Raw genomic sequence first — 26,091 nt, 5'->3', positions numbered from 1 at the left:
ATCAGGCGCTCACCAGCCGGGCAAGGTCGATCAGCGCGCGCGGCATCGCCGCACCGGAGGGGGTCGCGATATAGCGCGACACCCATATCGGCCCGAACTTCGCCTTGAACGCGCGCAGCCCGGCGAAACCGTAGAGCCGCTCGCCATTGGCGAACAGCGCATGGCCCAGCCGCGCCCATACCGGCGCCAGCCGCCCGCTCGGCATCCCCGACAGCGGCGCCATGCCGAGGTTGAACCGCTCATAGCCGGCGTCGCGCGCCCATTCGATCAGCCGGACGAGCAGCATCTCCATCGTGCCATAAGGCGCATCGGGATGATGGCGCATCAGGTCGACCGACACCTCGTCGCCGTCGCCCGAGGTCCAGATATTGGCGAAGGCGACGATCTCCCCCGCGACCCGCACCACCGCGACCGGGAAGCGGGTCAGATAGGCGGGCTCGAACGCGCCGAGGCTGAAGCGCTTCTCCTGCCCCGCCTTGCCGGCGAGCCATGCCGCCGACACGCGTTCGAGCGCGGGAAGCAGATCGGGTACCGCCTCTGCCGGCTCGACCGCGAAGACCGCGCCCGCCGCCTCGGTGCGCCGCACCGCGTGGCGCAGCGACTTGCCGCGCGGCCCGGCGGTAGTGAAATCGGCGAGCACGACATGCGCCTCCTCGCCATATTTGATCGCCTGCAGGCCCAGCTCGACGAACAGCGGCAGCATCCGTTCGCTCGCCTGGTAGAAGCACAGACGCCCGGCGCGCGCGTCGCAGGCGCGGCGGATGCTCCATACCAATTCGCTCCATGCCGCCGCCGGGCCGACCGGATCGCCCATCACCACCCAGCTACGGCCCTGCACGCGATACATCAGAAAGGCATCGCCCGCCGCCGAGACGATGAAGCTCTTGTCGCCGGTAAAGGCGAGCGCGGCGTCGGTACGCGGGCAGTGCGGCAGGGCGGCGGCGAGCACCGCCGGCGGCGGCAGAGCGTCGGGCATCGCGCGCGTCCGGCTCGCGGTGAGCAATTGCCACGCCGATACCGCGGTCAGCATCACCCCCGCCGCGAAGCTCGCGCGCAGGAAGCGCGGCGCGTTGCCGTCGAGCGCGAAGCGCCACCACAGATCGTCGCTGTACGGCGTCCGCTTATAGGCGAAGAAGCCCGCCCAGATGCTCAACGCCAGCGCCGCGGCGGCGGCGACCAGCCACGGCCAGCGCGGCCGGTCGGTGAGGATGCCGCCTTCGCGATAGAAGCTCGCCTGGCAATATTGCAGCACCGCCGCGACGATCAGCTGGAGCAGCGCCTCTTCGTAATCAAGACCCTTGAGCAGCGAGAAGAGCGCGCCACCGATCAGCAGGAGGCGCGCCGCCGCCCAGCCCGAGCGCAGCCGCGCGGTCAGCGCCGGCGCGACGAGCAGCATCGCGGTGCCGATCAGGCTGCCCGCCATGTGCGATCCCTCGATGAACGGCAGCGGCACGAGGTCGGTCAGCTCGGTCAGCCGCCCCTTCACGCCGGGCAGGGCGCCGGACACCAGCATCACGAAGCCGGCGACGAACACCAGCGCGGTCACCGCGCTCGGCGCGAGCAGTTGCCCGGCGCGATCGACATAGCCGAGGCCGCGGCGGATCGGGTGGCGCAGCCGCCAGCCCTCGCTCGCGGCAATGCCGATCGCCGCGATCAGCAGCGGCAGCAGATAATAGATCAGCCGGTAGAGCAGCAAGGCCGCGAACAATGTCGGCCGGTCGCCCGGCACCGTCGCCAGCACCACCGTCTCGAACACGCCGAGCCCGCCCGGCACGTGCAGCAGCAGCGCGACGACCACCGCCACCGCATAAGCGACGACGAAGCCGGGAAAGGCCTCCGGCGCCGCGCCCGGCACCAGCACGAACAGCGCCGCCGACGCCATCGTCAGATCGGCGAGCGACAGGCCGGCGAGCGCCGCCATCTGCCGCAGGCTCGGCAGCGCGATGCCGAACCGCGCCGGGCCGAGCGTCGTCGCGCCGCGCAGCCGCAGCAGCGGCAGCACCGTCAGCAGCGCGAGCAGCGCGGCGCCGAGCGATCGCGCGGCGACGGCGGACAGCGTCACCGGGCCGAGCGTCATGCCGTCGCCCGCGATCAGCCCGATCCCCGCCGCGCCGGCGACACCTGCCCAGAAGGCGAGCGCGCAGATGCCCGCGACCTGCGCGATCTCCCCGAAGGCGAGCCCCGCCGCGCCGTAGAGGCGCAGCCGCGCCGATCCGCCGGTGATCAGCGACAGGCCGAGATTGTGGCTGAGCGTATAACTGGTGAACGACCCCGCCGCCGCGATCCGCCACGGCAGCGGTCGACCGACCGCCCGCAACGCCACCCAGTCGAGCCCGGTCAGCAGCAGATAGCTCGCCGCGGTCAGCGCCAGGCTGGCGGCGATGCGCGTATCGGGAATGGCGCGCAGCGCGGCGCGCACGTCGCTGAGATGCACCTCGCGCAGCACCAGCCGCAGCGCGGCGAAGCCGATCGCCGCGACGAGCAGCACCGCGGCGACCGTCAGGCTGCGGCGGTGCTGCTGCGCATAGGCGATCACCGCATCCAGACGGCCGACCGTCACGCCACCCGGTGCCAGACCTGCGACTTGCACAGCAAGCCGGCGACGACGCAGCCCGAGATGGTCAGCGTCGCCGGCGTCTCCTGGCGGATGCGCGACGAGAAGGTGCGGCGCATGTCGGGGACGAACACCCGCCCGACCCAGATGCCGGCGCGGTTGCGGTGATAACCGCGCAGCAATTGCGTTCCGACCAGATCGGGCAGGCCGGCGTTGCGCGCCTCGGCGCGCGCCTGCGGGCTCGCCCAGACGATCCGGCCGCACAGCGTACCGTCGGCGCAACGCCCGGTCTGCACCGCCAGCGTATTGCGCGGATTGGCCCAGCGGCCGATCACCGCCGGCGGCCTGGCCGGCACGTTGGCCTGCGCCACGGTCGCGCCGGTCAGGCCTGCGAGCACGAGCGCCCATCGCGTCATGGTCATGATCGTCTCCCCCACCATCCTACGATCATAGACGGCACAGGCCGCGCATTGCCGCACCATTGCGTCGAATCATCGCGCGGCTTCCCCGGGTGCCGCGCGGTGGATCGCCGTCAGCACGCGGTCCGCCAGCGCGGCATAATCGTCGTCGAGGAAATGGCCGCCCGGCATCGCGATCACCGTCGCGCGCGTACCGCGCAGCATCGGGCAGGCGCTGTCCGGCTCGGCGATGCCGTAGATGCAGGTCAGCGACGTCCAGCCGAGCCGCGGCAGCGTCAGGCGCGCGAGGCTGTCGGCGGTGCCGCGATAGGCTATACCGGACGGATCGGCGCGGAAATACACCGTCTCCCCCGGCACGATCAGCACCACCCCGGCGATCCGCGCCCGCTGATCGGCGGGCAGTGCGGCAAGGCCGGTCTGCAACACGTCGGCGCCATAGGATTGGCCGACCAGCATCAGCCGCGCCGCCCCGGTCCGGGCGAGCGAGGTGCGCACCGCATCGGCGATGATCGCATCGACCGTGCCGCGGTCGCGTCGTCGGCCGAACAGCGCCGGCGTGCTCCACGCCGCGACCGGCAGGCCGGCGGCCGCGAGCGCCGCGACGGTGTGCGGATTGGGCCCGTAGCGCAGCCCCATGTCGCCCGACAGATAGAGGACGCCGATCCGCTGTGCCGGGCCGCGCGGGCGGACGAGGTGCAGCGGATCGCGATCGAAGAAGCCCGCCGAGGCGGCGACCCCGGCGATGATCGCCAGCACCACCGCCGCAACGCCGCCGACGCGGACGAGCCGCCGGCGCGACGATCGGATGCGGGACGCGGCCATCCTCCGGTCCTGCACCCGCGTCGCTGTCCGGACGAGGACGGGCCGATGAACTTTTCGTCACCCGTCGCACCGCGAGCTGCTAGCATGTCCCTATAAAAATAAGAGGATGCTTATGACACCGATGCTGCTGCCGCTGTTCGCCGCCCAGGCCGCGCTCGCTCCGCCGGCGACGCTCGGCGCCACCGACCAGCGCGTCGACCAGCCGATTGCCGCACCGGCGCGCGCGCCCGACGTCGCCGACGAATTCACCGGCCCGGCGATCGACGCGCGGCTGTGGCGCTTCGACATCGCCAATAACAAGCAGGGCTGGTTCAACCATGAAAAGCAATATTACGGCCCCGACAACGCCCGTATCCGCGACGGCGCGCTGGTGATCGAGGCGCGCGCCGAACGCCCGACCGCGGCGGACAGCGGCGGCCAATCCTATACCTCCGCCAAGCTCGTCAGCCGCCGCGCCTTCGGCTACGGCTTCTACGAGGTGCGCGCGAAGCTGCCCTGCGGGCGCGGCACCTGGCCGGCGATCTGGCTGCTGCCCTCGTCGGGGACGTGGCCGGCGATGGGCGAGATCGACGTGATGGAGATGGTCGGCTGGGACCCCAATGTCGTCCATGCGACGGTGCACAGCGCGCTCTACAATCACGTCAAGGGCACGCAGCGCGGCGCGCAGGTCACGGTGCCGAGCGCCTGCACCGCCTTCCACCGCTATCAGCTCGACTGGCGGCCCGACGCGATCCTGATCGGCATCGACGACCGCGCCTATATGCGCGTCGCCAACGATCGGCCCGGCGGCACCGGCGCCTGGCCGTTCATCCGCCCCTATCAGCTGATCCTCAACCTCGCGATCGGCGGCGACTGGGGCGGCAGCAAGGGCATCGACGACGCCGCGCTGCCGCAGCGGATGGCGGTCGACTATGTCCGCTTCTGGCAGCGGCCATAGACGTCAGCGCCAGCTGCGCACGCCGAGCATGGCGAGCCCGCCGGCGACGGTCAGCCCGGCGAGCAGCAGCATCACCGCGCCGAAATCCTGCGGCGTCGCCAGCCACCAGGCGAGCGGCGGGCCGAGCAGCGACGGCACAGTGTTGGCGAGGTTGAGCAGCCCGAGGTCGCGCCCGCGATGGTCGGGGTTCGGCAGCAATTGCATCGCGAACGCCGCCTGCAGCGCGACGAACACCGACGCACCGGTGGTGTAGACGATGAAGGCGATCGCGCCCGCCGTCCAGCCGCTCGCCCCCGCCATGCCGACCAGCCCCGCCGCCGCGACCGCGCTGGCGAGCAGCAGGAACGGCTTGCGCCGCCGCGCCCGGTCCGACAGCCGGCCGAGCAGCAGCGCGATCGGCAGCGGCACGACGAAGGCCAGCGTCATCAGATGCCCGACCCGCGCCGGCAACAGGCCATGCCCCGCCGGCGCGACGATGCTTTCGAAATAGAAGAGCAGATAGCCCTGCGTCACCACGCTCGCGATCTGGAACAACAGGCGCGACACGCCGGCGACGATCAGGTCGCGGCGCGGCGGCAGCGCGAGCGCCGCCTGATCCGCGGCGACCGGCGCGGCGCGGCCGTGGACGAGCAGCAGCGGCACGATGCAGACCAGTACCACCGCCGGCACCAGCGCCAGCCGCATCTCGGCGGGCAGCAACGCCTCGCCGACCAGCCATGCCGAAAAGGCCGAGGCGGTCGGCGGCCCGAGCGAAAGCAGCCCGCCGGCGACGCCCTTGTCGCCGTCGGCGATCTCTTCCGCCATGATCGCCATCAGCGGCGCGAGCATCGCATTGACCACGACCTGGAAGAAGGCGATCGCCGCGATCAGCGCCGCCGGCGTCGTCGCCAGCGCCACCGCCGCATAGCTCGCTGCGGTGGCGACGCCGCCGCCCGCGATCCATCGCCGCCGCCCGCCGCCGCGCTGTCGCGACCGGTCGCTCAGCCAGCCGAAGACGACGTTGGACAGGCTCGCCGCCACCGCCCCGGCGGTGACGCAAGCGGCGGACAGGCCGATCCGCCCCGCCCCGCTCAGCGCCTCAATCTTGAGCGGCAGCAGCAAGGTGAGCAGCGGCAGATAGGCGATCACCCCGCCGACATAGGCGAGCGCGACGATCGCCAGGAACAGGCGCGGACGGGGATTGGCGGACTGGATCATCGTCGGCCCGATCCTGCCCGCGATCCGGCCGGCAGGCAATGCGGGGCGCCCCCGGATAAGCGCGTCCGTCGCGCGACTTACGGCTTCATCGTCGCCCCCCGCAGCGTCGCGCTCGCCACCGTCGAACGATCGCCCGCATCATGCGCGAGCGCGACGCGATGGCGCCTTGCGGCGATCCGCCCGCCGGGCAGCGCACTATCGTGATCGGCGACGACGCGCGGCTCCGCGGCCAGCGTCACGCGCCGCGTCTCGCCGGAATGCACCGTCACGCGGGTGAGGCCGGCGAGGCACGTCGGCGCCGGCGCGCCCGCCGGTGTCGGTCACGTCGAAGCTGACGCGCAGGCGGCACCCGCCGGTCACCACCGGGTTGCGATGGGCGAAGGCGGTGTAGCTCAGCCCGTGGCCGAAGCGGAACAGCAGCGTCAGCCCCTGTTTCTCATACCAGCGATAGCCGTCATCGGCGTCCTCGACATGATCGACCGGAAAGCTCTCCAGCGTCTTGCCTGCGCCCGCTTAGCCGACGAGCCTGCCACGCCGTATCGTCGTCGCCGGGGACCGGCACCGTCGGCGTATCGACAGCGTCCGCCCGCCGATGCCCTGTACCCGCGCGATGGCACATGACGCCGGCTGGCAGTGGCGCATACCGCTCCGGCATCGCGTCGCCGACACCATCGTCTCGTGCAGCCGCCATCTCGACCATGATGCCGCGCTCGCCCGCCTGCTCGGCGACGTCGATTGCGAGTTGCGCAGCGCGCCCAACCGGCTGCGCTTCGTTACCGGCACGCGGCGGCGGCCATGGCATCGCAACCGCATCGCCCGGGCCTTGCCGGCGACTTCATGGAGCTGCTCGAATCGACCAGCAACAGCTCGATAGGGTGCAGACCCGCGACGTCCTGATCCTTCCCTACAAGGTCACCGAACGGCGCGACGGCTGCTGGCGATACGGCGCGGCAATGCCGATCCCCGACAGTCGCGCGCAGAAGATCGAGCTGTTCCGCGAGACCCGCCGCGCCTTCCGCCGCAATGAGGAGTTGTTCGCGGAGAAGAGCTGGGTACAGGTGATGATGGGTCAGGGGATCATGCCGCGCAGCCACCATCCGATCGCGGCCAATTCGAGCGACGCCGACCTCGCCCGGCTGCTCGACACGCTGCGCCGCACCGTAGCCGCGGCGGTGCGCGGCCTGCCCGACCATGCCAGCTATGTCGCGCATCATGGCGGCATCGCCCGCGACGCCGGCTGACCGATGGCCCGCCGTCGCCAGGCCGTCACCATCCGCCACGTCGCCGCCGATGCCGGCGTATCGTTGCAGACGGTGAGCCGCGTCATCAACAAGGAACCCAACGTCCGGCCCGAGATGATGCAGCGCGTGCAGGAGTCGATCGCCCGGCTCGGCTACGTGCCCTCGATCGCGGCGCAGCGGATGAGCGGATCGCGCTCCTATCTGATCCTCGCGCTCAACGATCGCGAGCGGACCATCGCCGACTGGCGCAGCCGTCAGGGCGCCGACTGGGTCGACCAGATGCTGCTCGGCGGCATGCTGACCTGCGCCGAGCACGGCTATCGATTGATCATCGAGCTGGTCGACACGCACAGCGACCATATCGAGCGCGAATTGGCGGGCGCGATCGCCGCCTTGCAGCCGGACGGCGTCATCCTCACCCCGCCGCATTCGGAGAACGCGCTGATCACCGGACTACTCGACCGGCACGGCATCAGCTATGCGCGGATCGGCTCGCTGGCGCCGGGCGGCTTCGCGCTGACCATGGACGACGACAATGCCGCACGGCTCGCCACCGAGCATCTCGTCGCGCTCGGCCACCGGCGGATCGGATTCATCGCCGGGCCGTCCGACTATGAGCTGAGCGGCTGGCGCGTCACCGGCTGGCGGCGGGCGATGGCGGCGGCAGGCCTTGCCACCGACGACCTGCTCGCCGAGGGTGACTTCAGCTTCGCCTCGGGCCGCGACGCGGCGCAGCGGCTGCTCGACTCGCCCGCGCCGCCGAGCGCGATCATCGCCAGCAACGACCAGATGGCGCTGGCAACGCTCGCGCTGCTGCGTACGCGCGGCCTCGACGTGCCGCGCGATGTGTCGCTGGTCAGCTTCGACGATACGCCGATCGTCCGCTTCACCCATCCGGCGCTGACCGCGATCGTCCAGCCGATCGCCGAGGTCGCGGCCCGGGCGGTCGAACTGATCATCGCCGAACGCGCCGGGCGCGCGACGCCCGACGGACCCACCGTGGTTCCCGCCGGACTCGTCGTCCGCGGCTCGACCGCGCCGCCGCGCGACGCCATGGTGGTGGAAGAGGAGAGAGGATGATGTCGCTTCGAATGACCGCCGCCTTCAGCATGATCGCCCTGCTGCTCGCCGGATGCGGCAGCGGGGGCGCCCGCGACGATGCCGGCGAGACTGCCGCCGCCGCGGCCCCTGCCCCCCGCCCCGCCGGACCCAGCCCCGCCGCGGCCAGCCCCGCCGCGACCGCGCCTGCCGCCGCCCCTGCCGCTGCTGCCGAAACCGTGTCGCGACCGGCGGCACCGCGCGCATCCCCGCTCGCCTGCGCCGCCGAGATCGGCACCGCCGCGGCGGCGAAGCGCGTCGCCATCTGCCGCAACGTCTCGCCCGCCACGCACCCGCCGTGCAACGCCGTCAACAGCTGTGCGATGATCGACGACGAGATCGCACGCAGCTGCGCGCTGTTCGACGGCAAGGGCGCGCCGATCGCCGGCTGCACGCCCGCGCCGAAGAGTCCGGCCGCCGCCGCCGCGGTGGTGCGGCTCTATTATGCCGCGCTCAACGCGGGTGACTATGACACCGCCTGGCAGCAATGGGGCGACGGCGGCAAGGCCGGCCAGACGTTCGCCGCCTTCACACGCGGCTTCGCGCAGACCCGCGCGACACAGGTGACGATCGGCACGCTGCCGCCGGCGGAGGGCGCGGCGGGATCCCTCTACCAGACCGTACCGGTGACGGTCGCCGCGACGCTTGCCGATGGCCGTCGCCAGCGTTTCGCCGGCCGCTATGTCGTGCGCCGCGTCAATGACGTCGATGGCGCGACGCCGGGGCAATTGCGCTGGCACCTCGATTCGGCGCAGCTCAAGCCGGTCGGCTGACCCGCCGCTGTCATCAAGCGGTCACCGATACCGCGCATCGCAACAGCTTGGCAGGCGCAGGATCGAGGCGATGGTGACGACGACAGGACCGGCGCTGACCCGGCGCGCGATGATCGGCGGATCGGCGGCGCTGCTGTCGGTCGGCGCACGCGGTGCCGTGCCGCTGCCCGCCGGCCTGTTTTCGCTCGGCGTCGCCTCGGGCGATCCGCTGCCCGATTCGGTGATCCTGTGGACGCGGCTCGCGCCGGTGCCGCTCGATGCCGCGGGCGGCATGCCGCCGGTCGCCGTACCGGTGCGCTGGCAGGTGGCGAGCGACGAAGGCTTCACCCGGATCGTCCGCGAGGGCGAGGCGCGCGCCGAACCGCGCTGGGGCCATGCGGTGCATGTCGACGTGCGCGGCCTGCGCCCCGCGTCGCGCTATTTCTACCGCTTCCTCGCCGCGGGGGAGACCAGCGCCACCGGTCGCACCCGCACCGCGCCGGCGGCGGGCGCCGCGGTGGAGCGGCTGCGCATCGCCTATGGCTCGTGCCAGAAATATGAATCGGGCTTCTACGCAGCCTATCGCCATCTCGTCGCCGACGATCCCGATATCGTCCTGTTCCTCGGCGACTATATCTATGAGGGCGCACCCACCGCCAAGGATGCGGTGCGGCTGCACCAGAATCCCGAGCCGGTCGATCTCGCCGGCTATCGCGTCCGCTACGCCACCTACAAGAGCGATCCGCTGTTGCGGGCGGCGCATCAGGCGGCGCCCTGGGTGCTGACCTGGGACGATCACGAGGTCGCCAATGATTATGCCGACGCGCTCGACCAGAACAACACCGACCCCGCCGTCTTCCTGCGCCGCCGCGCCGCCGCCTATCAGGCGTGGTACGAGCACCAGCCGGTGCGCGCCGCGCCGCCGCTCGGGCCGGCGATGCGCATCTATCATCTGCTCGACTGGGGGCGGCTCGCGCAATTCCAGATCGTCGATGACCGGCAGTATCGCGGCCCCCGCGCCTGCCAGCCCGCCGGCCTCGTCGCCGCGCACCAGCGCTATCGGACGCTGATCCAGCCCTGCCCCGATCTCTCCGCGCCACGGACGATGCTCGGCGCGGCGCAGGAACGCTGGCTGTCGCAGGCGCTCGGCGACAGCCGGGCGCAATGGAATCTGCTCGCGCAACAGACGCTGATGCACCAGCAGGGGCGGATCGACGCCGAGCATCCCGAGCGCGGCGTGCAATATTCGGCGGACAATTGGTCGGGCTATCCCGCCGCCCGCGACGCCATCTACCGCCGCTGGCTCGCCGCCCGCACCTCCAACCCGATCGCGCTCGGCGGCGACATCCATGCCTTTGCCGCCGCCGACATCCACGATCCCGACCGCCCCGACGCCGCGCCGATCGCCGCCGAATTCGTCGGCGGATCGATCACCTCGCTGTTCCACGACGCGAGCTTCAAGCAGCAGGCGGCGGCGAACGGCCTCGTCTTCGCCGAGAATGAGGTGCGCGGCTACGGGCTGGTGGACCTGACGCCGCAGGGCGGCAGGATCGCCTTCCGCGGGCTGCGCGATGCGCGCGACCCGCAGTCCGGCATCCGCGACCTCGTCCGCTTCACCCTCGAACCCGACCGGCCGGGCATCCGCGATCAGCAATCCGTCACCGACCTGTAGCGCCGGTGTAACCGACCGTCCCTAGCGTCGACCGACACGATCGGGGGATTGCTGACATGACCGGGATTTTCGACCTGCGCCGTCGCGGGATGGCGCGCGCCTGGCTGACGACGACCGCGCTGCTGATCGCCGCACCGGTGCACGCGCAGACCGCCGATCCGGTCGACCCCGGCACCGCCTCCGCGCAAATCGACGGCGAGGATCATGAGATCACCGTCGTCGCGCGCAAGACCAGCGAAAATGCGCAGCGCGTGCCGATCCCGATCACGGTCATCCCGTCGGCGACGCTGGTCCGGCAGAACCTCACCAACTTCACCAATTTCCAGACCAAGCTGCCCGCCTTCTCGGTCTATCTGACCAATCCCAAACAGCTCAACCTCGGCATCCGCGGCATCGGCAACAACGGCTTCAACACCGACGGGATCGACGGATCGGTCGGCGTGTTCGTCGATGGCGTCTACACCGGGCGGCAGGGGATGGTGTCGAACGACTTCAACGACCTCGCCGATGTCGAGGTGCTGCGCGGACCGCAGGGTACGCTGTTCGGCAAGAACACCACCGCCGGCGCGGTGCTGATCAACACGCTCAAGCCGAGCTTCACGCCGACCGGCACCGCCGAGGCGAGCACCGGCAATTTCGGGCTGACCGAGGTCAAGAGCAGCGTCTCCGGCCCGCTGATCGCCGACCGCCTCGCCGTCCGCCTGTCGAGCTTCTACAGCGATCGTGGCGGCACTTATAAGAACCTCTACAACAACCAATATCAGAATGCGCGCCAGGGCATCGGGGTGCGCGGCCAATTGCTCGCAACGCCGACCGACGATCTCTCGATCCGGCTGATCGGCACGCATGCCCGGCAATATTTCCCGACCATCTCGCCGGTGATCCTGTCGGTCTACAATCCGGCGGCGTTGCAGGCGCGGATGACCGCCGCGGGCTACCGGCTGCTGACCAGCAACGCGCGCGACCGCTACGTCAATATCGACGGCCGGCTCGATGCGCGCACCCAGCTCGATAGCGCAAGCGGCCAGATCGACTGGTCGCCCGCGGATTACGGCACGTTCACCGCAATCACCGGCTGGCAGCGATGGAGCTGCTTCACCAACAACGACAATGACTATACGCAGCTCGACGCGATCAGCGATTACGGCTCGTGCAACGTCGAGCGACAGGTGTCGCAGGAGCTGCGCTGGGCGAGCGCGCGCGACCGGCCGATCGCGGCGACCGTCGGCGGCTTCCTCAGCCGTCAGCGGCTGCAGGTCGATTCACGCGTCCGCTTCGGGCGGCAATATTATATCTGGGCGGCCAATCCGTCGGCGAGCGCCTTCCCCAGCACCGGTGGGCGCAGCTGGGCGCAGGGCGCTTATGCGGCGCGCGTCGCCGGCTTCGGCATCCGCAGCCAGGCGGTATTCCATACCGACACCGATGCGCTGTTCGGCAACCTCACCTGGCATCCCGACGCAGATCGCCGCATCGCCTTCGACCTCGGCCTGCGCCAGACGTGGGAGCGGCGCGACCAACGCTACGACGGAACCGTCGCGAGCAATGTCGGCGCGCTCAACACGGCGCAGATCAACGCTTTGTCTGCCGCGGGCGCCAATGCGCAGCTCGGCCATGTCGATGCGGCGCTGAAGGACAGCGCGCTGTCCGGCGAGCTTGGCGTCAATTATCGCGTCACGCCCGACATCTTCCTCTACGCCAAATATGCGCGCGGCAACAAATCGGCCGGCTTCAACCTGCTGCCGTTCGACGCCGGCGCGGCGCTGCCGCCGGGCACCGGCCAGACGGTGAAGGGCGAGACCGCCGACAATATCGAGGCGGGGATCAAATCGACCGTCCTCGACCATCGCATCCTGTTCAATCTCACCGCCTTCCACACCGTGGTCCGCAACTATCAGGCGAACCAGTCGGTCGGTGTCGGCAATACCGCGATCAAATTCCTCGCCAACGTCGGTTCGCTGACCTCGCGCGGGATCGAGCTGGAGAATGAGACGTGGCTGCTGCCCGGCCTGCACAGCAAGGGCTTCATCGCCTATAATCGCGCGACCTATTCGTCCTTCGCCAATTCGGTCTGCCCGGGACAGATCAGCGCGCTCACCTGCAACCTGACTGGGCGACAGGTCGCCTGGGCGCCGGTGTGGACCAGCGATCTCACCGTCGATTACACGCAGCGGCTCGACGCGACGACCAAGGCCTACGGTCTGGTCGACGTCAATTGGCGCTCGACACAGAATACGACGATCACGCTCGATCCCTCGGCGCAGATCCCCGCCTATGCGCTGGCGAGCGCGCGCGCCGGACTGCTGCTCGACCACGAGCGGCTGGAGTTCCAGCTGTGGGTCGAGAATGTGTTCGACAAGGCCTATTACATCAACCTGCTCGGCTACACCAAGTCGACAGGCATCGTGCAGGGCTATACCGGCAATCCGCGTACCTATGGCGGCACGGTGCGCGTCCGCTTCTGAGCGGACGCCGCTGCGGCGACCGGCGTCGAGCGCCACGAACTCAGGCCATTTGAAGAGGTTCGCGCGGAGGCGCGGAGGGCGCGGAGGTGTTCCGGATCGGGGGACGTCGTCTCCTTAATCCCGGCACCGGCGCAGGCCGCCACGCATACGCCGAGCGCACCCCCTCTGCGTCCTCCGCGCCTCCGCGCGAACCCATCACACTATCGCTAATCCCAGCCGCGCGATGCCGTCCTCCAACCCTGCGCTCACTCGCTCCCCGTCGCGGTCGCCTTGCTCGCCTTGTCGGGTGTCGTTCCCGCGCCGGTGAAGGGCGTCAGGCGGAAGGCGACACGCGTGGGAGCGAGCGATACGCGATATTGCGGCAGCGGCTTGCCGACCGAACTCCATTGCGTGTCGCCGCCGACGCCCCATTGCGCCGAATCGATCAGCAGCGTCACCTGATCGTGCGGCACGACATCGGTCGATTTCCACGTTCCCGGCGCATGGCGGTCGAGGTCGGCATAAGGGAAAGCGAGCGCGTTCATCATCAGCGGCGTCGCGCCCTGTACGCGCACGCCGCGGCCCGCGCCCGACAGCTCCATCCAGCGCACGTCGACCTTGTTGCCGGTCTCCTGCGGGCGGATGTAATCGTGGTTCTGCTCGGCGATCGCGCCGCGCCACAGGCCGATCGGCGCCGAGGTCTTGCGATCGACATAGCTTTCGTGCGGACCGCGGCCATACCATTCGACCGTCGTCACGTCGGTCGGCATCGCGAAGGCAAGCCCGACACGGAACGGCGGCGGCAGATCGGTCCTGACCGGCGTCAGCATTCCCGTCACCGCGACCGATCCGTCACCCGCCATCGCATAACTGGTGGTGAAGGTCGCGGCGTCGTCGCCGAGCGCATAATCGACGGTGACGCTCGCGCCGTCGTCGGTGCGGCGGCTGCGCACCGCGGTGACGCGGCGGGTGTCGCTCATCGTCTTCCACATCTTGAGCTGTTCGGCGGTGCCGATGCCGAGGTCGTTGTCGGTGACCGCTCGCCAGAAATGCGGCGTGCCGCCGGTGGCGAGGTCGCGGCCGTCGGCGGTGTACCGGCGTACCAGCCCGGTGGTGCGATCGATCTCGAGCCGCGCCGTGCCGGCCGACAGCGTGATCGCGCCGTCAGACTGGCGCAGATCGACAGCCCCTGCCGGCGCGGCGGGCAGCGCCGGCGCGCCGCCGAGCGCGAATTGCTCGAAGCCGACCGTTGCGCCCTCCGCCACCGCGGGCACCGCCCCCGCCCTGGCGCGGACGCGGACCGTCACATAATATTCGGTATCGGGCCGGCGGGCATAATGTGTCACCGGCAGCGTGATCGCCGTCGCGGCGCGCGGGCCGACCGCCGGGGTCGGCAGATCGCCGTGCGCGACCGCGACGCCATCCTCGAGCAGCGTCCAGTCGAAGGCGAAGCCCGAAAGATCGCGGAAGTCGTGCCGGTTGCGCACCGTCACCCGCCCGCTGGCGGGATCGAAGCCGTCGAACTGCACCGGCGCATAGACCTTTTTCAGCTCGAACAGTTGCGGATTGGGCGTCCGGTCGGACTGCAGCAACCCGTCGCCGAATTCGATGTCGCCGCCCGGATTGGGGCCATATTCGCCGCCGTCCCCCCAATAGCGCCGCCCATCCTTGGTATAGCGGTACATCGACTGGTCGACCCAGTCCCAGGCGAAGCCGCCCTGCAATTTGTCGGGATGGGCGTAGATCGTATCCCAATATTCCTTCAGGTCACCGCCCGAATTGCCCATCATATGGGCATATTCGCACTGGATGACCGGCTGTTTGTAGTTCCAGTTGATGGCGTAATCCGCGAGCTTGACCGCGGGATCGTACATCGGCGCGTAGATGTCGGCATAATCATTGGGGCGATGATCGCCGATCCCATCCCACGTTCCCCAGCCGAGATAGCTGATCAGCCGGCCGGGATCGCGCGCCCGCGCCGCCGCGGCGGCTGCCGCGAAATTAGGGCCGATCCCCGCCTCGTTGCCGAGCGACCAGAAGATCACCGAGGGATGGTTCTTATCGCGCTCGACCATGTTGACGACGCGGCTGACGTGCGCCTTCTGCCACGCCGGATCGAAGCCGACCTGATATTTCGCGCGCTCGCGCGGCCGCCGGTTGGCATAATCCATATAGGCGTGGCTCTCGATATTCGCCTCGTCCATCACATACAGGCCATAACGATCGGCGAGTTCGTAGAGATACGGATCGTTGGGATAATGCGAGGTGCGGATCGCATTGATGTTGTTCTGCTTCATCAGCTGGATATCGCGCTCCATCGACGCGCGGCTGACGACGTGGAAGGTTTCGGGATCATGTTCGTGGCGATTGACGCCGCGAATCGTGATCGGCTTGCCGTTGACGGTGACCTGGCCGCCGAGCATCGCGACGGTGCGGAAACCGATCGCGCGCGCGGTCGATTGCAGCAGCGCGCCGCGCGCGTCGAGCACCTCGGTGACCAGCGTGTAGAGTTGGGGCGTCTCCGCGGTCCACGGCCGCACCGCCGGCACCGTGCCGCGCAGCGTCACCGGGCGCTCGCGGGTCGAGGCCGCCAGCGGCTGCGTCTGCGTCAGCACCGGCCGCTCCCCGTCGAGCAGCACCATCCGCACACTCGCCGCGTTCCCCGGCGTCACCGCGACCTCGACGGCGAGCAGGCCGTCGCGATAGGCCGCGTCGAGCCCGGCATGGACGAAGACGTCGCGCGCGCGCAGCTTGAGCGCCGCGACCAGATAGACCGAGCGCTCGATCCCCGAGACTCGCCAGAAGTCCTGATCCTCCAGATAGCTGCCGTCCGACCAGCGGATCACCTGGATCGCCACGACATTCTTGCCGGGCCGGATCCAGCGGGTGACGTCGAAGTCGCTCGGCAGCTTGCTGTCTTCCGAATAGCCGACCTTCTCGCCATTGACCCAGACCGTATAGGCGGAGCCCGCCGCGCCGATATGGAGGATGACGTCCTGCCCGCTCCACGCCGCCGGCACGGTGACGTCGCGGCGATACGATCCGACCGGATCGGTGGCGTGCGGAATCAGCGGGCGGTTGGCGGGAAACGGATAGGTGATGTTGTTGTAGCGCGGCTGGTCATAGCCCTGCGTCTGCCAGTCGGCCGGCACCGGGATCTGCTTCCAGCCCGATACGTCATAGTCGGGCTTCTCGAACCCCGCCGGCAGACGGTCGGCATCGGGGGAGAAGGCGAAATGCCACAGCCCGTCGAGCGGCACGAAGCGCGCCGACGCCGCCTCGTCGCCGGCGAGCGCCTTGGCGCGCGATTCGAACGGAAAGCCGGTGGCGCTCGCCGGCAGCTTGCCGCGCGCGAACACCGCGGGGTTTTCCCAATCGGGGCGGGTGGGGTCGATCTGCACCGGCTGCACCTGCGGCGCGCCGTCCTGCGCCCAGGCGGCGCTCGCCACCACGCTGCCGATGATCCCCGCCCAAAGCCATGACGCCCGCATGTTGCCGCTCCCCCACGTTATCATGTCAGACATATCGTATACGAAGCGTCGTGCAAGCCATCTTGATCGCCAGTGTTCCCGGCCCGGGCGGAGACGGTGCTTGCGCCCTCCGTCGGCCGCTGCAATTCTACTCCGACATAAGGACTTGAAGCGAGAGGAAGCAGGATGAGCCATGTCAGCCGCAGGGGCGTCACGCGCCGGACGCTGCTCGCCGGCGCCAGCGCGCTGGTCGTCGCCGGGCGGGCAAGCGCCGCCCTGCCCGCCGATCGGATCACCAAGGTCGCGCCGGTGCCGATGCGCGACGTGACGCTCAAGCCGTCGCCCTTCGCCGACGCCTTCGCTGCCAACCGCCGCTATCTGCTGTCGCTCGATCCGGAACGGCTGCTGCACAATTTCTACGTCTCCGCCGGGCTGCCCGCGCCCCGGCCGGTCTATGCCGGCTGGGAGGCGCAGGGGATCGCCGGCCATTCGCTCGGCCACTGGCTGTCCGCCTGCTCCCTCGTCGTCGCCAATACCGGCGATGCCGCGGTCGCCGCGCGGCTCGACCATGCGCTCGCCGAGATGGCGCGCATCCAGGCTGCGCATGGCGACGGCTATTGCGGCGGCACCACCGTCGATCGCGACGGCAAGACGGTCGACGGCAAGATCGTCTTCGAGGAGGTGCGGCGCGGCGACATCCGCACCGGCGGCTTCGATCTCAACGGCGGCTGGGTGCCGCTCTACACCTGGCACAAGGTCCATGCCGGATTGCTCGACGCGCATCGCCTCGCCGGCAATCGCCGCGCGCTGCCGATCACGCTCGGCCTCGCCGGCTATCTCGCCGGCGTGCTCGAGCCGTTGAGCGAGGCGCAGATGCAGCAGGTGCTGCGCGCCGAACATGGCGGTCTTAACGAGGCTTATGCCGATACCTATGCGCTGACCGGCGATCCGCGCTGGCTGCGCATGGCGGAGAAGATCCGCCACCGCGCGGTGCTCGACCCGCTCACCGCGGGGCGCGACCAGCTCGCCGGGCTGCACGCCAATACGCAGATCCCCAAGCTGATCGGCCTCGCCCGGCTGTACGAGCTGACCGAAACGCCGCAGCATGCCGCGGCGGCGCGCTTCTTCCACGATCGCGTCGTCCGCCATCACAGCTATGTCATCGGCGGCAATTCCGAACGCGAACATTTCGGTCAGCCCGACCAATTGTCGAAGCGGATCACCGAGGCGACGTGCGAGGCGTGCAACAGCTACAATATGCTGAAACTGACCCGGCACCTCTATGCGTGGCAGCCGTGCGCCGACTGGTTCGACACCTATGAACGGATCCAGCTCAACCATATCCTCGCGCACCAGCGCCCGGATACCGGCCAATTCGTCTATTTCATGCCGCTCGCGCCCGGCGCCCGGCGCAGCTATTCGACCGCGGAGGAAAGCTTCTGGTGCTGCGTCGGCTCGGGGATGGAGAGCCACGCCAAACATGCCGATTCGATCTTCTGGCACGATGTCGCCCCGGCCGGTGCGCTCTACGTCAATCTCTACATCGCCAGCCGCCTCGACTGGCGGGACCGCGGCCTCGCGCTCGATCTCGACACGCGGATGCCGGCGGAGGGCGAGGCGACGCTCACCATCCGCCGCGCGCCGCGCGCCGTGCAGCGGATCGCGCTGCGCATGCCGGGCTGGGCGGCGGGCGCGACCGTCGCGCTCAACGGCCGGCCCGCCGCGGCGACGATGCGCGACGGTTACGCCGTGATCGAGCGGCGCTGGCGCGCGGGCGACCGGTTGCGCGTCGTGCTGCCGATGCGGTTGCGCGCCGAGCCGGTCGCCGACGATCCGTCGCTGGTCGCCTTCGCGCACGGGCCGCTGGTGCTCGCCGCCGATTGCGGCCCGGCGTCGGCGGCCTATGACGGCATGGGTCCGGCGCTCGCCGTCGACGGACCGGCGGTGGCGGCGCTGCGCGCGGACGATGCGGCGGACGTCCATCGCTTCACCGCGCGGGGTGCGCTCGGCGAACCGCTGACGCTCAGCCCCTTCTACGCGCAATATGACCGGCGCACCGCGGTCTATTTCCCGACCTTCACCACCGCCGCCTGGGTCATGGCCAAGCCCGGCTATCTGCGCGCGCAGGCCGAGCGGCAGGCGCTCGCCCGCCGCACCGTCGACGTCGCCTATCTCGGCGAGATGCAGCCCGAGCGCGATCACCTGTTCACCGCGAGCAAGCCCGAGACGGTGCAGCTGCACGGCCGCTCCGCCCGCAAGCTGCGCGCCGGCGAGACGATCACGCTGACGCTGCGCCGCCGCCCCGGCGCGGCGGTGCTGCGCGTCGTCTATTGGGGCGATCAGGTGAAGGACCGCGCGCTGACGATCCGCGTCGACGGCACCCCGGTCGCGACCGAACGCCGCGAGGGGCCGGCGCAGGAGGGGTTCGTCGCGATCGACTATCCGCTCCGCGCCGCGGGTGAACAGGGCAAGAGCGCGGCGGTCGTGCAATTCGCTGGCGAGACGGGCGAGATCGACCTGTACGAGGTGCGCATGATGAGCGCGGTGGAGGCGGAGTCCCCGTCGTTGACCTGATCGCCGGCGTCCGCACGCGGCCGCAACCTCGTCATCGGATCAAGAGATATAGGCTCTGGCGGCGGGGCAGACCTGATCATCCAGCCGGAATCGGGCGATTTGATCGGTCATCTGGCGGGTGACGACATGAAGCGAGGTGGTGGCGCTGGTGACCTCGGCCACCATGGCAGCATTGCTTTGCGTCATCGCGTCCATCTGGCCGACCGCGTCATTGACCTCGCCGAGGCCGACCGCCTGCTCGCCATTGGCGCGGGTGATCGCCGCGACGAGGTCGACGGCGCGGACCATAGTCGTCCGGATCCGGTCGAGCCCCCGCCCCGCCTCGCCGACGAGCGCCATGCCCGAATCGACCTGCCCGATCGACACGGTGATCCTGCCCTTGACGTCCTGCGCGGCCTCTGCCGATCGCTGCGCAAGCGCGCGCACTTCGCTGGCGACGACGGCAAAGCCCCTGCCCGCCTCGCCGGCGCGGGCGGCCTCGATACCGGCATTGAGCGCGAGGAGGCTGGTCTGGAACGCGAAGCCGTCGATCACGCTGATGATCTCGGTGATTTCGGCGGAGGAGCGATCGATCGCGTCCATGGCGGCGATCATCTGGCGTACCGTCAGGTCGAGCTGTGTCGCATCGTCATGGGCTTGCGTCACCATCGCATCGGCGAGCTTGGCGCTGTGCGCGGTATCGCGCACCGTCTGGGTAATTTGGTGCATCGCCGCCGCCGTATGCTTGAGCGCAGCATTCTGCTGCTCGGTACGGCCGGCGAGGTCGTGCGAGGCGTCGAGGATCGCGCCCGCCTGACCCACGATCTCGCGCGCGCTCCCGTGCAGGAGCGACAGGGTAGCGGCGAGCGCGACCAGCGCGTTGTTGCAATCGACCTTGAGTTTGGCGAATTCCCCGGCGACGTCGCCCTCGACGCGGGTCGTGAGATCGCCATGCGCCAGGGCGTCGAGCGACCGGCCGATGCCATCGACGATCTGCTGGGCCTGTTGACGCTTCGATTCGTCGGCGATGCGGAGTTGGTCGCGCAACTCGGCCAGCGAATGCGCCATCTGACCGATTTCGTCCGCGCGATTAAGATGCGGAATGACGAGTCGGTCGGCACCGGCGGCAAGGCCGTACATACTGGCGCGCAGCACCTGCAGCGGCAGGATGACGCTCTGCCGCGTGATCAGCAAGCCGGCCACAAGCCCGCCCGCCGTCAGGATGATCACCGCGCACAGGAAGGTGAACAACGCGGCCGATTCTGTCGCCGTCTTGATGCTCTCCAACGCGGCGACACGTGCGCGCAGCAGATCGATCTGATGATCGGCGACCTTGGAGGCGAACCGTTCAGCGGGACGGACCACATGCTGGAAATGATGCAACGCCCCGGCGCGGTCGCCGCCGCTGGCGTGCGCGGCGACCGTGAGCAAGGCTCTGACCACGCGGTAGGAGTCCGTGAAATAAGCGCCCGGCAAGTCGCCTCGGTTGGCCAGATGCTCGAGCTTGCCGAGCTCGCTGCGCATCGCGCGGGATCGTGTGCGGATTTTGCCCGTCACCGTCTCACGCTCTGCCGGATCGTCCTCCGTGATCAGATTGAGCGCGTCACGCTGCAGCGACCGACTGAGCGAGCGTATCTCGCTCAACGCCCACACCCGATCCTGCGCCGTGACCACCGCGGCCGTGGCTGCGTTGACGTTATGGGCGGCATGAAGCGTCACCAGCGCCAAGACCCATAGGAGCGCGATCGCCCCGACCAACGGCGCCATGAGCCGGGCAGTGACACTGCCGTGAAGCCAATCGAACCTTTTGATAAAGAACGGCTTTTGCAGGTCACTATAGGACGGCAGCACAGTAACTGTCACAAAACCCCCGCGCCTATCGGACAAATGCCTTGAGGAAGATTGGCAGCTGACCGGCACTCTAGTAAGCTTGCGATGCGTTGATATTGTTACAGCAACGACGAATGGAATATCAGTGACATCTGCCGAGTTCCCGCTGTCCTTGAAGCGAATCGTCGCGATGCTGGCCGATCGCGTTCCGATCGTCCGCGGTGCGAGTCGGCGGGTCATCGCAGGCCTTGCCGTAGTCGGTGCGACCACCGCCGCGACCCCCGCGCCGATCGCCTTGCGGACCGTCACCGTGACGCTGCGGCCGGCGATCGATCGCCCGTCGACGCGGTTCGAGGGCTGGGGCACCGCGCTGGCCTGGTTCGCCAACGTCACCGGCGGCTGGCCGGAGGCGGACCGCAGCCGCCTTGCCGACCTCTTCTACGGCGCGAAGGGGCTGGGCTGGACGATCGCGCGCTACAATATCGGCGGCGGCGGCGCGGCGGATGCCAAGCCCTATCTGCGCACCGGCGCGGCGGTGCCCGGCTTCTGGCGGCTCCCGCCGGGCGTCGCCGGCACGGACTGGCGCGCCGACGATCCGTTGATGTGGGACTGGACGCAGGACGCCAACCAGCGCTGGTGGCTCGATGCCGTGCGGGATCGCGTGCCGGGTGCGATCTTCGAGGCTTTCTCCAACTCGCCGCCATGGTTCATGACCGTCTCGGGCCGCGTCTCGGGTGCCGAGCGGCGCACCGACGACAATCTGCTGCCCGGCCGCGAGCCGCTGTTCGCCGCCTATCTCGCGCGCAGCGTCGCCGAATTGCAGCGCCGCCACCATATCCGCTTCCGCACGCTGTCGCCGATCAACGAGCCCAACACCGATTATTGGTATGCCGCCAATACGCAGGAAGGCGCGCACTGGAGCCCGGCGCGACAGGCGGCGATGATCGACGCCGCCGACACCGCGCTCAAGGCCGAGCGGCTGACCACCGTGATCGCCGCGCCCGACGAGACCAATGCGCGGCTGTTCCTCGCCGACCTCGCCGCCTATCCGCCGGAGACGCTGGCGCGGATCGGCCAGCTCAACGTGCACAGTTACGGCACGCTGTATCAGACGGGGGTGCGCGATGCGGCGCGCGCCGCCGGCATCCGGCTGTGGATGAGCGAGAATGACACGCCGCTCGACGGCGACCGCGAGAATTTCGACAGCATGCCCTCGGCGCTCGCCTTCGCCGATCATGTCGTCGCCGATCTCAAGCGGCTCGAGCCCGCCGCCTGGATATTCTGGCAGGCGGTCGAGAACCTGTCCGGCGGCAACGGCAAGCCGACCTCCAACTGGGGGCTGATCAAGGCCGATCTCGCCGCGCCGGCCGCCGGGCCGCATGCGATCCACGTCACCCGCAAATATTGGGCGATGGCGCAGTTCAGCCGCTACATCCGTCCCGGCTACCGACTGGTCGCGGTCGACGACATGGACAGTGCCGCGGCGCTGTCGCCCGATGGTGCGACGCTGGTGCTGGTCCATGTCAACGGCGGCATCGCGCCGCGCCGGCTCGCTGTGCCCGCCGGCTGGCGCGTGCAGGCGGTGCGCACCGATGCGACGCATGACGCGCGCTGCGTCGCCGGGCTGATCGCGCCGCCGCAGTCCGTAACGACGCTGATCCTCACCCGCGGCGGCGCGCGCACCACCTGTGCGTAGCGCGCGGTGCACATTGGGCGACACACGAAGGCATATGTAGGACAACACCGGAGCGAAAAGCGGCGGCGAGAGTGCCTCAACCGCCGCGCATCGCCTGTTCGGTATCCTTGCGCGCCTGGTCGATCAGCGCGGTGGTGGCCGCATGCGCCGCCGCCGGATCGCCGCGGGCGACCGTCTCGAACAGCAGCTGATGCTGCGGGATCGAATCGACATATTCGGCGACGACGCGATATTTGAAGAAGGTCGTCCAGCGCACCGCCGACGAGATGCTGCTCGACAGGCTGGCGAGCAATTCATTGGCGGTCGCCTCGAGCAGGACCTGATGGAACTGCTCGTCCGCCGCCTGTCCCGCGACGCTCTCCAGCCCGTGCTGCGTCATCAGTTCGAGCGCATGGCCGAGCCGCGCCAATTGCCGCGCCGTCCGGTTGGTCGCGGCGAGCGCCGCCGCGGCCGGCTCGACGATCAGCCGCAGCTCGAACAGGCTGCGCACGAAATTGACCGGCGGCGCGCCTTCGAACATCCAGCCGAGCATCTCGGTGTCGAGCAGGTTCCAGTCGGCCCGTTCGCGCACCCGCGTCCCCGTCTTGCGACGACTTTCGATCAACCCCTTGGCGGTGAGCATGCGCAGCGCCTCGCGGATGACGTTGCGTGCGACACCGAATCGATCGGCGAGGTCGAACTCGCCGGGAATGGTCTGCCCGGGGTGATAGTCGCCGGTGACGATGGCGACACCCAATGTCCGGGCGATGGTGACATGGGCCGGCCTGATCCGCTCGCGCTTCGCCAATTGTGTGAACCTTCCCAACGATATGACCCCGGATCGTCGCGCCTTCCGACGACCGCGGCAAGCCATGCCGAAAATTTCAATTTGTAGGGCATTTTAGTCGTAGTTGCCCGATCCCCGCTTGCACGGGTGAAGCAAGTCCTCATACATGAAAGCTTGAGCGGACAGAGAGTTGGTCCGGGGGAGAGAGATATGATCAAGCCGACCGGGGTGATGCGCAGCATCGCGATCACCAAGCGCCTGCTCGCCGCCGGCGCGTCGCTTGCCGCGCTTGCCGCGCTGCCCGCCGCCGCCGACCCGCTCGCGATCGTCGATCGCAACGGCGGCATCGTCTCCATCGAACCCTATGCGCCCAATATCGTCCGCGTGACGATCGCGCTCGACAAGGCGCTGGCCGTCGCACCACCGGGCGAAGGCCCCAACGCCAAGCCCGACGCGAGCGGCTGGACCCACCGCACCGACGCGAGCGGCGACGTCTTCGCCTCGCCCGCGCTGACGCTCACCGTCGCGGCGCAGCCCTGGCCCGGCGCGCCGACGCAGATGCAGCGCTATTTCGCGCCGTCGCTGCCGCCGGTGGCCATCTCGGTGCGCGGTGCCGACGGCCGCACCCTACTCGACATGACCGGCTGGGAAATGGCGCCGCATACCGTCAACGACGAGAAGACCTTCCGCGTCGGCGCCAGCTTCGCGGTGCAGCCGGGCGAACATTATTACGGGCTCGGCCAGAATCAGGAGGGCGTGCTCGACCTCAAGGGCCGGACGATCGACTGCCGCCACAATTACGATGCGCCGGCGGGCGAGAGCGTCTGCGTACCCTTCATGGTCACCAACAAGGGCTATGGCATCGTCTGGGACAATCCGTCGGCGACCATCGTCTCGCCCGGCCTCAACAATGCCACCCACTGGCAGTCCAACGTCGGCGAGCGCGTCTCCTTCTTCGTCATCACCGGCGACACCACCGACCAGCTCTACGCCGGCTATGCCAGGCTGACCGGCGCGACGCCGCTGCCGCCCAAGGCGGCGTTCGGGCTGATCCAGTCGAAGGCGCGCTACGAGACGCAGAAGGAATTGCTCGACGTCGCGCAGGGCTATCGCCAGCGCAACCTGCCGCTCGACGTGATGGTGCTCGACTGGTTCTACTGGACGCGGATGGGGCAGCTCGACATCGATCGGACCTATTTCCCCGATCCCAAGGGCATGAACGACACGCTGCACCGTCTCGGCATGCATTCGATCATCAGCGTCTGGCCGCGGTTCGAGCGGGAGTCGCGCTATTACGACTTCCTCGGCGCCAAGGGCTGGCTGCTCCATGACAGGGACGGCAGCGTCGTCGACGGCCTGCCGATCCGTGCCGATCGCGCCGGCGCGCTGATCGATTCGACCAATCCGGAGGCGCGCCAGTGGTTCTGGGGCAAGATCCGCGACAATATCGCCAGCCAGGGCTTCGACTGGTTCTGGCTCGACGAGACCGAGCCCGATCTGGTGCCCGATGGCCATCAATTCTCGATCGGCTCGGGTGACCGCTACCACAATCTCTATCCGCTGGTGCATACCAGCAGCGTCGCGGAGGGCTCGGCGAAGGACCGGCCCGACATGCGCAACCTGATCCTCGCGCGCGCCGCCTATCTCGGCACGCAGCGCAACGGCGCATTGTTCTGGTCGTCGGACGTCCAGTCGACGTGGGAGGCGCTGCGCCGCCAGGTGCCCGCCGGGCTCGGCTTCACCGCGACGGGCATGGCCTATTGGAGCAGCGATACCGGCGGCTGGCAATATCCCGCCGGGCCGAAGGCGGAACGACCGCCGCTGCTCGATCCCGCCGGGGCGACCGCGATGGCGCCGAGCTATGCCGACTATCCCGAGTTGTTCACGCGCTGGTTCGCCTATAACAGCTTCACCCCGACGCTGCGCATCCACGGCCAGCGGCCGGCGACCGCGCTATGGGACTATGGCACCGCGGCCGAGCCGGTGCTCGCCAACTTCCTGCGGCTGCGCTACGCGCTGATCCCCTATCTCTACGCGCTCGGTCATCGGACCGCGGAGACCGGTGCGCCGTTCATGCGCGCGCTGTTCATGGACTTCCCCAACGATCCCGCGGTGGCGACGATCGGCGACGAATATATGTTCGGCCCCGCCTTCCTCGTCGCGCCGGTGACCGATCAGGGCGTGACCAGCCGCAAGGTTTATCTGCCCGCCGGCGCGGACTGGTATGACTATTGGACCGACAAACGCTACACCGGCGGCCAGACGGTCGATGCCGCCGCGCCGATCGACAAGATCCCGCTGTTCGTCCGCGCCGGATCGATCGTACCGATGGGCGTGCAGGTGCCGAGCACCGCGACCGCCCAGCCGCTGGAGAGCATCCGCGTCTATCCCGGCCGCGACGCCAGCTTCACGCTGTACGACGACGACGGCGTGACCAACGCCTATCGCAAGACCGGCGGCAAGACCGCGACGCTGCGCTGGAGCGAGGCGAGCGGCAAGCTCAGCGCCTCGGGCCGGCTGCCGACCGGCCAGGACGTGGGCGGACTGGTCCGCGTCGTCGCCGCCAAATAGGCCGTGCCACCTTCCCCGTCGAATACGGGGAAGGTGTGGCTTTCCAGACACGTACATTCACGAAGCCGACAC

At 69.3% G+C, this 26,091-nt stretch carries 18 protein-coding genes; 10 read left to right on the top strand and 8 right to left on the bottom strand.

Features of this window, described 5'->3' with window-relative positions:
- Position 1: 1 nt before the first annotated feature.
- The 3 genes from mprF to V8201_RS00400 all read right to left on the bottom strand — a co-directional run bounded on the left by mprF (position 2) and on the right by V8201_RS00400 (position 3,795).
- Entirely contained in the window at positions 2-2,560 is a 2,559-nt protein-coding gene (gene mprF, locus V8201_RS00410; protein ID WP_336544198.1) for a bifunctional lysylphosphatidylglycerol flippase/synthetase MprF, read from the bottom strand.
- Entirely contained in the window at positions 2,557-2,976 is a 420-nt protein-coding gene (locus tag V8201_RS00405) for a DUF2147 domain-containing protein (protein WP_081793089.1), read from the bottom strand. The genes mprF and V8201_RS00405 overlap by 4 nt, the downstream gene beginning before the upstream one ends.
- Positions 2,977-3,045: 69 nt before the next feature.
- Complete coding sequence (locus V8201_RS00400) at positions 3,046-3,795, bottom strand: AcvB/VirJ family lysyl-phosphatidylglycerol hydrolase (RefSeq protein ID WP_037534964.1); 750 nt, start codon at positions 3,793-3,795, stop codon at positions 3,046-3,048.
- A 112-nt stretch (positions 3,796-3,907) separates the two neighbouring features.
- On the opposite strand from V8201_RS00400, the gene V8201_RS00395 reads away from it, so the two are divergent.
- Positions 3,908-4,732: a glycoside hydrolase family 16 protein gene (locus V8201_RS00395; protein WP_336544197.1), complete on the top strand. Its 825-nt coding sequence runs from the start codon at positions 3,908-3,910 to the stop codon at positions 4,730-4,732.
- A gap of 3 nt (positions 4,733-4,735) precedes the next feature.
- Here the strand turns inward: V8201_RS00395 and V8201_RS00390 are convergent, their stop codons facing one another.
- Together V8201_RS00390 and V8201_RS00385 are read right to left on the bottom strand one after the other, a co-directional pair.
- Complete coding sequence (locus V8201_RS00390) at positions 4,736-5,929, bottom strand: MFS transporter (RefSeq protein ID WP_037534962.1); 1,194 nt, start codon at positions 5,927-5,929, stop codon at positions 4,736-4,738.
- 77 nt (positions 5,930-6,006) lie between these two features.
- A complete protein-coding gene (locus tag V8201_RS00385) occupies positions 6,007-6,198 on the bottom strand; it encodes a hypothetical protein (protein WP_336544196.1) in 192 nt (63 codons plus the stop codon).
- 341 nt (positions 6,199-6,539) lie between these two features.
- Here V8201_RS00385 and V8201_RS00380 point away from each other — a divergent pair, with 341 nt between their 5' ends.
- From V8201_RS00380 to V8201_RS00355, 6 genes are all read left to right on the top strand, one after another.
- The gene (locus tag V8201_RS00380; protein ID WP_336544195.1) at positions 6,540-6,803 is read left to right on the top strand and encodes a tryptophan 7-halogenase; all 264 of its coding nucleotides are present in this window, start codon (positions 6,540-6,542) and stop codon (positions 6,801-6,803) included.
- A 1-nt stretch (position 6,804) separates the two neighbouring features.
- Positions 6,805-7,170, top strand: coding sequence for a tryptophan 7-halogenase (locus V8201_RS00375; protein WP_271299611.1), 366 nt, complete (start codon positions 6,805-6,807; stop codon positions 7,168-7,170).
- A gap of 3 nt (positions 7,171-7,173) precedes the next feature.
- Positions 7,174-8,250 (top strand): LacI family DNA-binding transcriptional regulator, encoded by a 1,077-nt coding sequence (locus V8201_RS00370; RefSeq protein ID WP_336544194.1) that lies wholly within the window; start codon positions 7,174-7,176, stop codon positions 8,248-8,250.
- On the top strand, positions 8,247-9,041 hold the full coding sequence (locus V8201_RS00365; protein WP_336544193.1) for a hypothetical protein: 795 nt from the start codon (positions 8,247-8,249) through the stop codon (positions 9,039-9,041). The genes V8201_RS00370 and V8201_RS00365 overlap by 4 nt, the downstream gene beginning before the upstream one ends.
- Positions 9,042-9,111: 70 nt before the next feature.
- Positions 9,112-10,692, top strand: coding sequence for an alkaline phosphatase D family protein (locus tag V8201_RS00360; RefSeq protein WP_336544192.1), 1,581 nt, complete (start codon positions 9,112-9,114; stop codon positions 10,690-10,692).
- A gap of 56 nt (positions 10,693-10,748) precedes the next feature.
- Positions 10,749-13,154 carry a TonB-dependent receptor gene (locus V8201_RS00355; protein WP_336544191.1) on the top strand — a complete coding sequence of 802 codons (2,406 nt, stop codon included), beginning with the start codon at positions 10,749-10,751 and terminating at the stop codon, positions 13,152-13,154.
- 245 nt (positions 13,155-13,399) lie between these two features.
- On the opposite strand, the gene V8201_RS00350 is transcribed toward V8201_RS00355, so the two are convergent.
- The gene (locus tag V8201_RS00350; protein ID WP_336544190.1) at positions 13,400-16,624 is read right to left on the bottom strand and encodes a glycoside hydrolase family 2 TIM barrel-domain containing protein; all 3,225 of its coding nucleotides are present in this window, start codon (positions 16,622-16,624) and stop codon (positions 13,400-13,402) included.
- 165 nt (positions 16,625-16,789) lie between these two features.
- Between V8201_RS00350 and V8201_RS00345 the strand changes: the two genes are divergently transcribed.
- A complete protein-coding gene (locus tag V8201_RS00345) occupies positions 16,790-19,177 on the top strand; it encodes a beta-L-arabinofuranosidase domain-containing protein (RefSeq protein ID WP_336544189.1) in 2,388 nt (795 codons plus the stop codon).
- 39 nt (positions 19,178-19,216) lie between these two features.
- Here the strand turns inward: V8201_RS00345 and V8201_RS00340 are convergent, their stop codons facing one another.
- Positions 19,217-21,007 carry a methyl-accepting chemotaxis protein gene (locus V8201_RS00340; RefSeq protein ID WP_336544188.1) on the bottom strand — a complete coding sequence of 597 codons (1,791 nt, stop codon included), beginning with the start codon at positions 21,005-21,007 and terminating at the stop codon, positions 19,217-19,219.
- 124 nt (positions 21,008-21,131) lie between these two features.
- Here V8201_RS00340 and V8201_RS00335 point away from each other — a divergent pair, with 124 nt between their 5' ends.
- The gene (locus tag V8201_RS00335) at positions 21,132-22,682 is read left to right on the top strand and encodes a glycoside hydrolase (protein WP_336544187.1); all 1,551 of its coding nucleotides are present in this window, start codon (positions 21,132-21,134) and stop codon (positions 22,680-22,682) included.
- 76 nt (positions 22,683-22,758) lie between these two features.
- Here the strand turns inward: V8201_RS00335 and V8201_RS00330 are convergent, their stop codons facing one another.
- The gene (locus tag V8201_RS00330; protein WP_037535138.1) at positions 22,759-23,469 is read right to left on the bottom strand and encodes a FadR/GntR family transcriptional regulator; all 711 of its coding nucleotides are present in this window, start codon (positions 23,467-23,469) and stop codon (positions 22,759-22,761) included.
- A 189-nt stretch (positions 23,470-23,658) separates the two neighbouring features.
- Here V8201_RS00330 and V8201_RS00325 point away from each other — a divergent pair, with 189 nt between their 5' ends.
- A complete protein-coding gene (locus V8201_RS00325) occupies positions 23,659-26,019 on the top strand; it encodes a glycoside hydrolase family 31 protein (RefSeq protein WP_373276435.1) in 2,361 nt (786 codons plus the stop codon).
- Positions 26,020-26,091: the final 72 nt, after the last annotated feature.

The organism is Sphingomonas kyungheensis, assembly GCF_037120395.1.
GTDB lineage: Bacteria > Pseudomonadota > Alphaproteobacteria > Sphingomonadales > Sphingomonadaceae > Sphingomonas > Sphingomonas kyungheensis.
This window is presented reverse-complemented; position numbering and strand designations above follow the sequence as displayed.

Bases quoted from the DNA above. Each gene is read 5' to 3' on its own strand.
- V8201_RS00380 (WP_336544195.1), top strand. From the start codon at position 6,540: ATGGCACATGACGCCGGCTGGCAGTGGCGCATACCGCTCCGGCATCGC.
- V8201_RS00405 (WP_081793089.1), bottom strand. From the start codon at position 2,976: ATGACCATGACGCGATGGGCGCTCGTGCTCGCAGGCCTGACCGGCGCG.
- V8201_RS00350 (WP_336544190.1), bottom strand. From the start codon at position 16,624: ATGCGGGCGTCATGGCTTTGGGCGGGGATCATCGGCAGCGTGGTGGCG.
- V8201_RS00370 (WP_336544194.1), top strand. From the start codon at position 7,174: ATGGCCCGCCGTCGCCAGGCCGTCACCATCCGCCACGTCGCCGCCGAT.
- V8201_RS00325 (WP_373276435.1), top strand. From the start codon at position 23,659: ATGATCAAGCCGACCGGGGTGATGCGCAGCATCGCGATCACCAAGCGC.
- V8201_RS00365 (WP_336544193.1), top strand. From the start codon at position 8,247: ATGATGTCGCTTCGAATGACCGCCGCCTTCAGCATGATCGCCCTGCTG.
- V8201_RS00360 (WP_336544192.1), top strand. From the start codon at position 9,112: ATGGTGACGACGACAGGACCGGCGCTGACCCGGCGCGCGATGATCGGC.
- V8201_RS00390 (WP_037534962.1), bottom strand. From the start codon at position 5,929: ATGATCCAGTCCGCCAATCCCCGTCCGCGCCTGTTCCTGGCGATCGTC.
- V8201_RS00395 (WP_336544197.1), top strand. From the start codon at position 3,908: ATGACACCGATGCTGCTGCCGCTGTTCGCCGCCCAGGCCGCGCTCGCT.
- V8201_RS00355 (WP_336544191.1), top strand. From the start codon at position 10,749: ATGACCGGGATTTTCGACCTGCGCCGTCGCGGGATGGCGCGCGCCTGG.
- V8201_RS00400 (WP_037534964.1), bottom strand. From the start codon at position 3,795: ATGGCCGCGTCCCGCATCCGATCGTCGCGCCGGCGGCTCGTCCGCGTC.
- V8201_RS00345 (WP_336544189.1), top strand. From the start codon at position 16,790: ATGAGCCATGTCAGCCGCAGGGGCGTCACGCGCCGGACGCTGCTCGCC.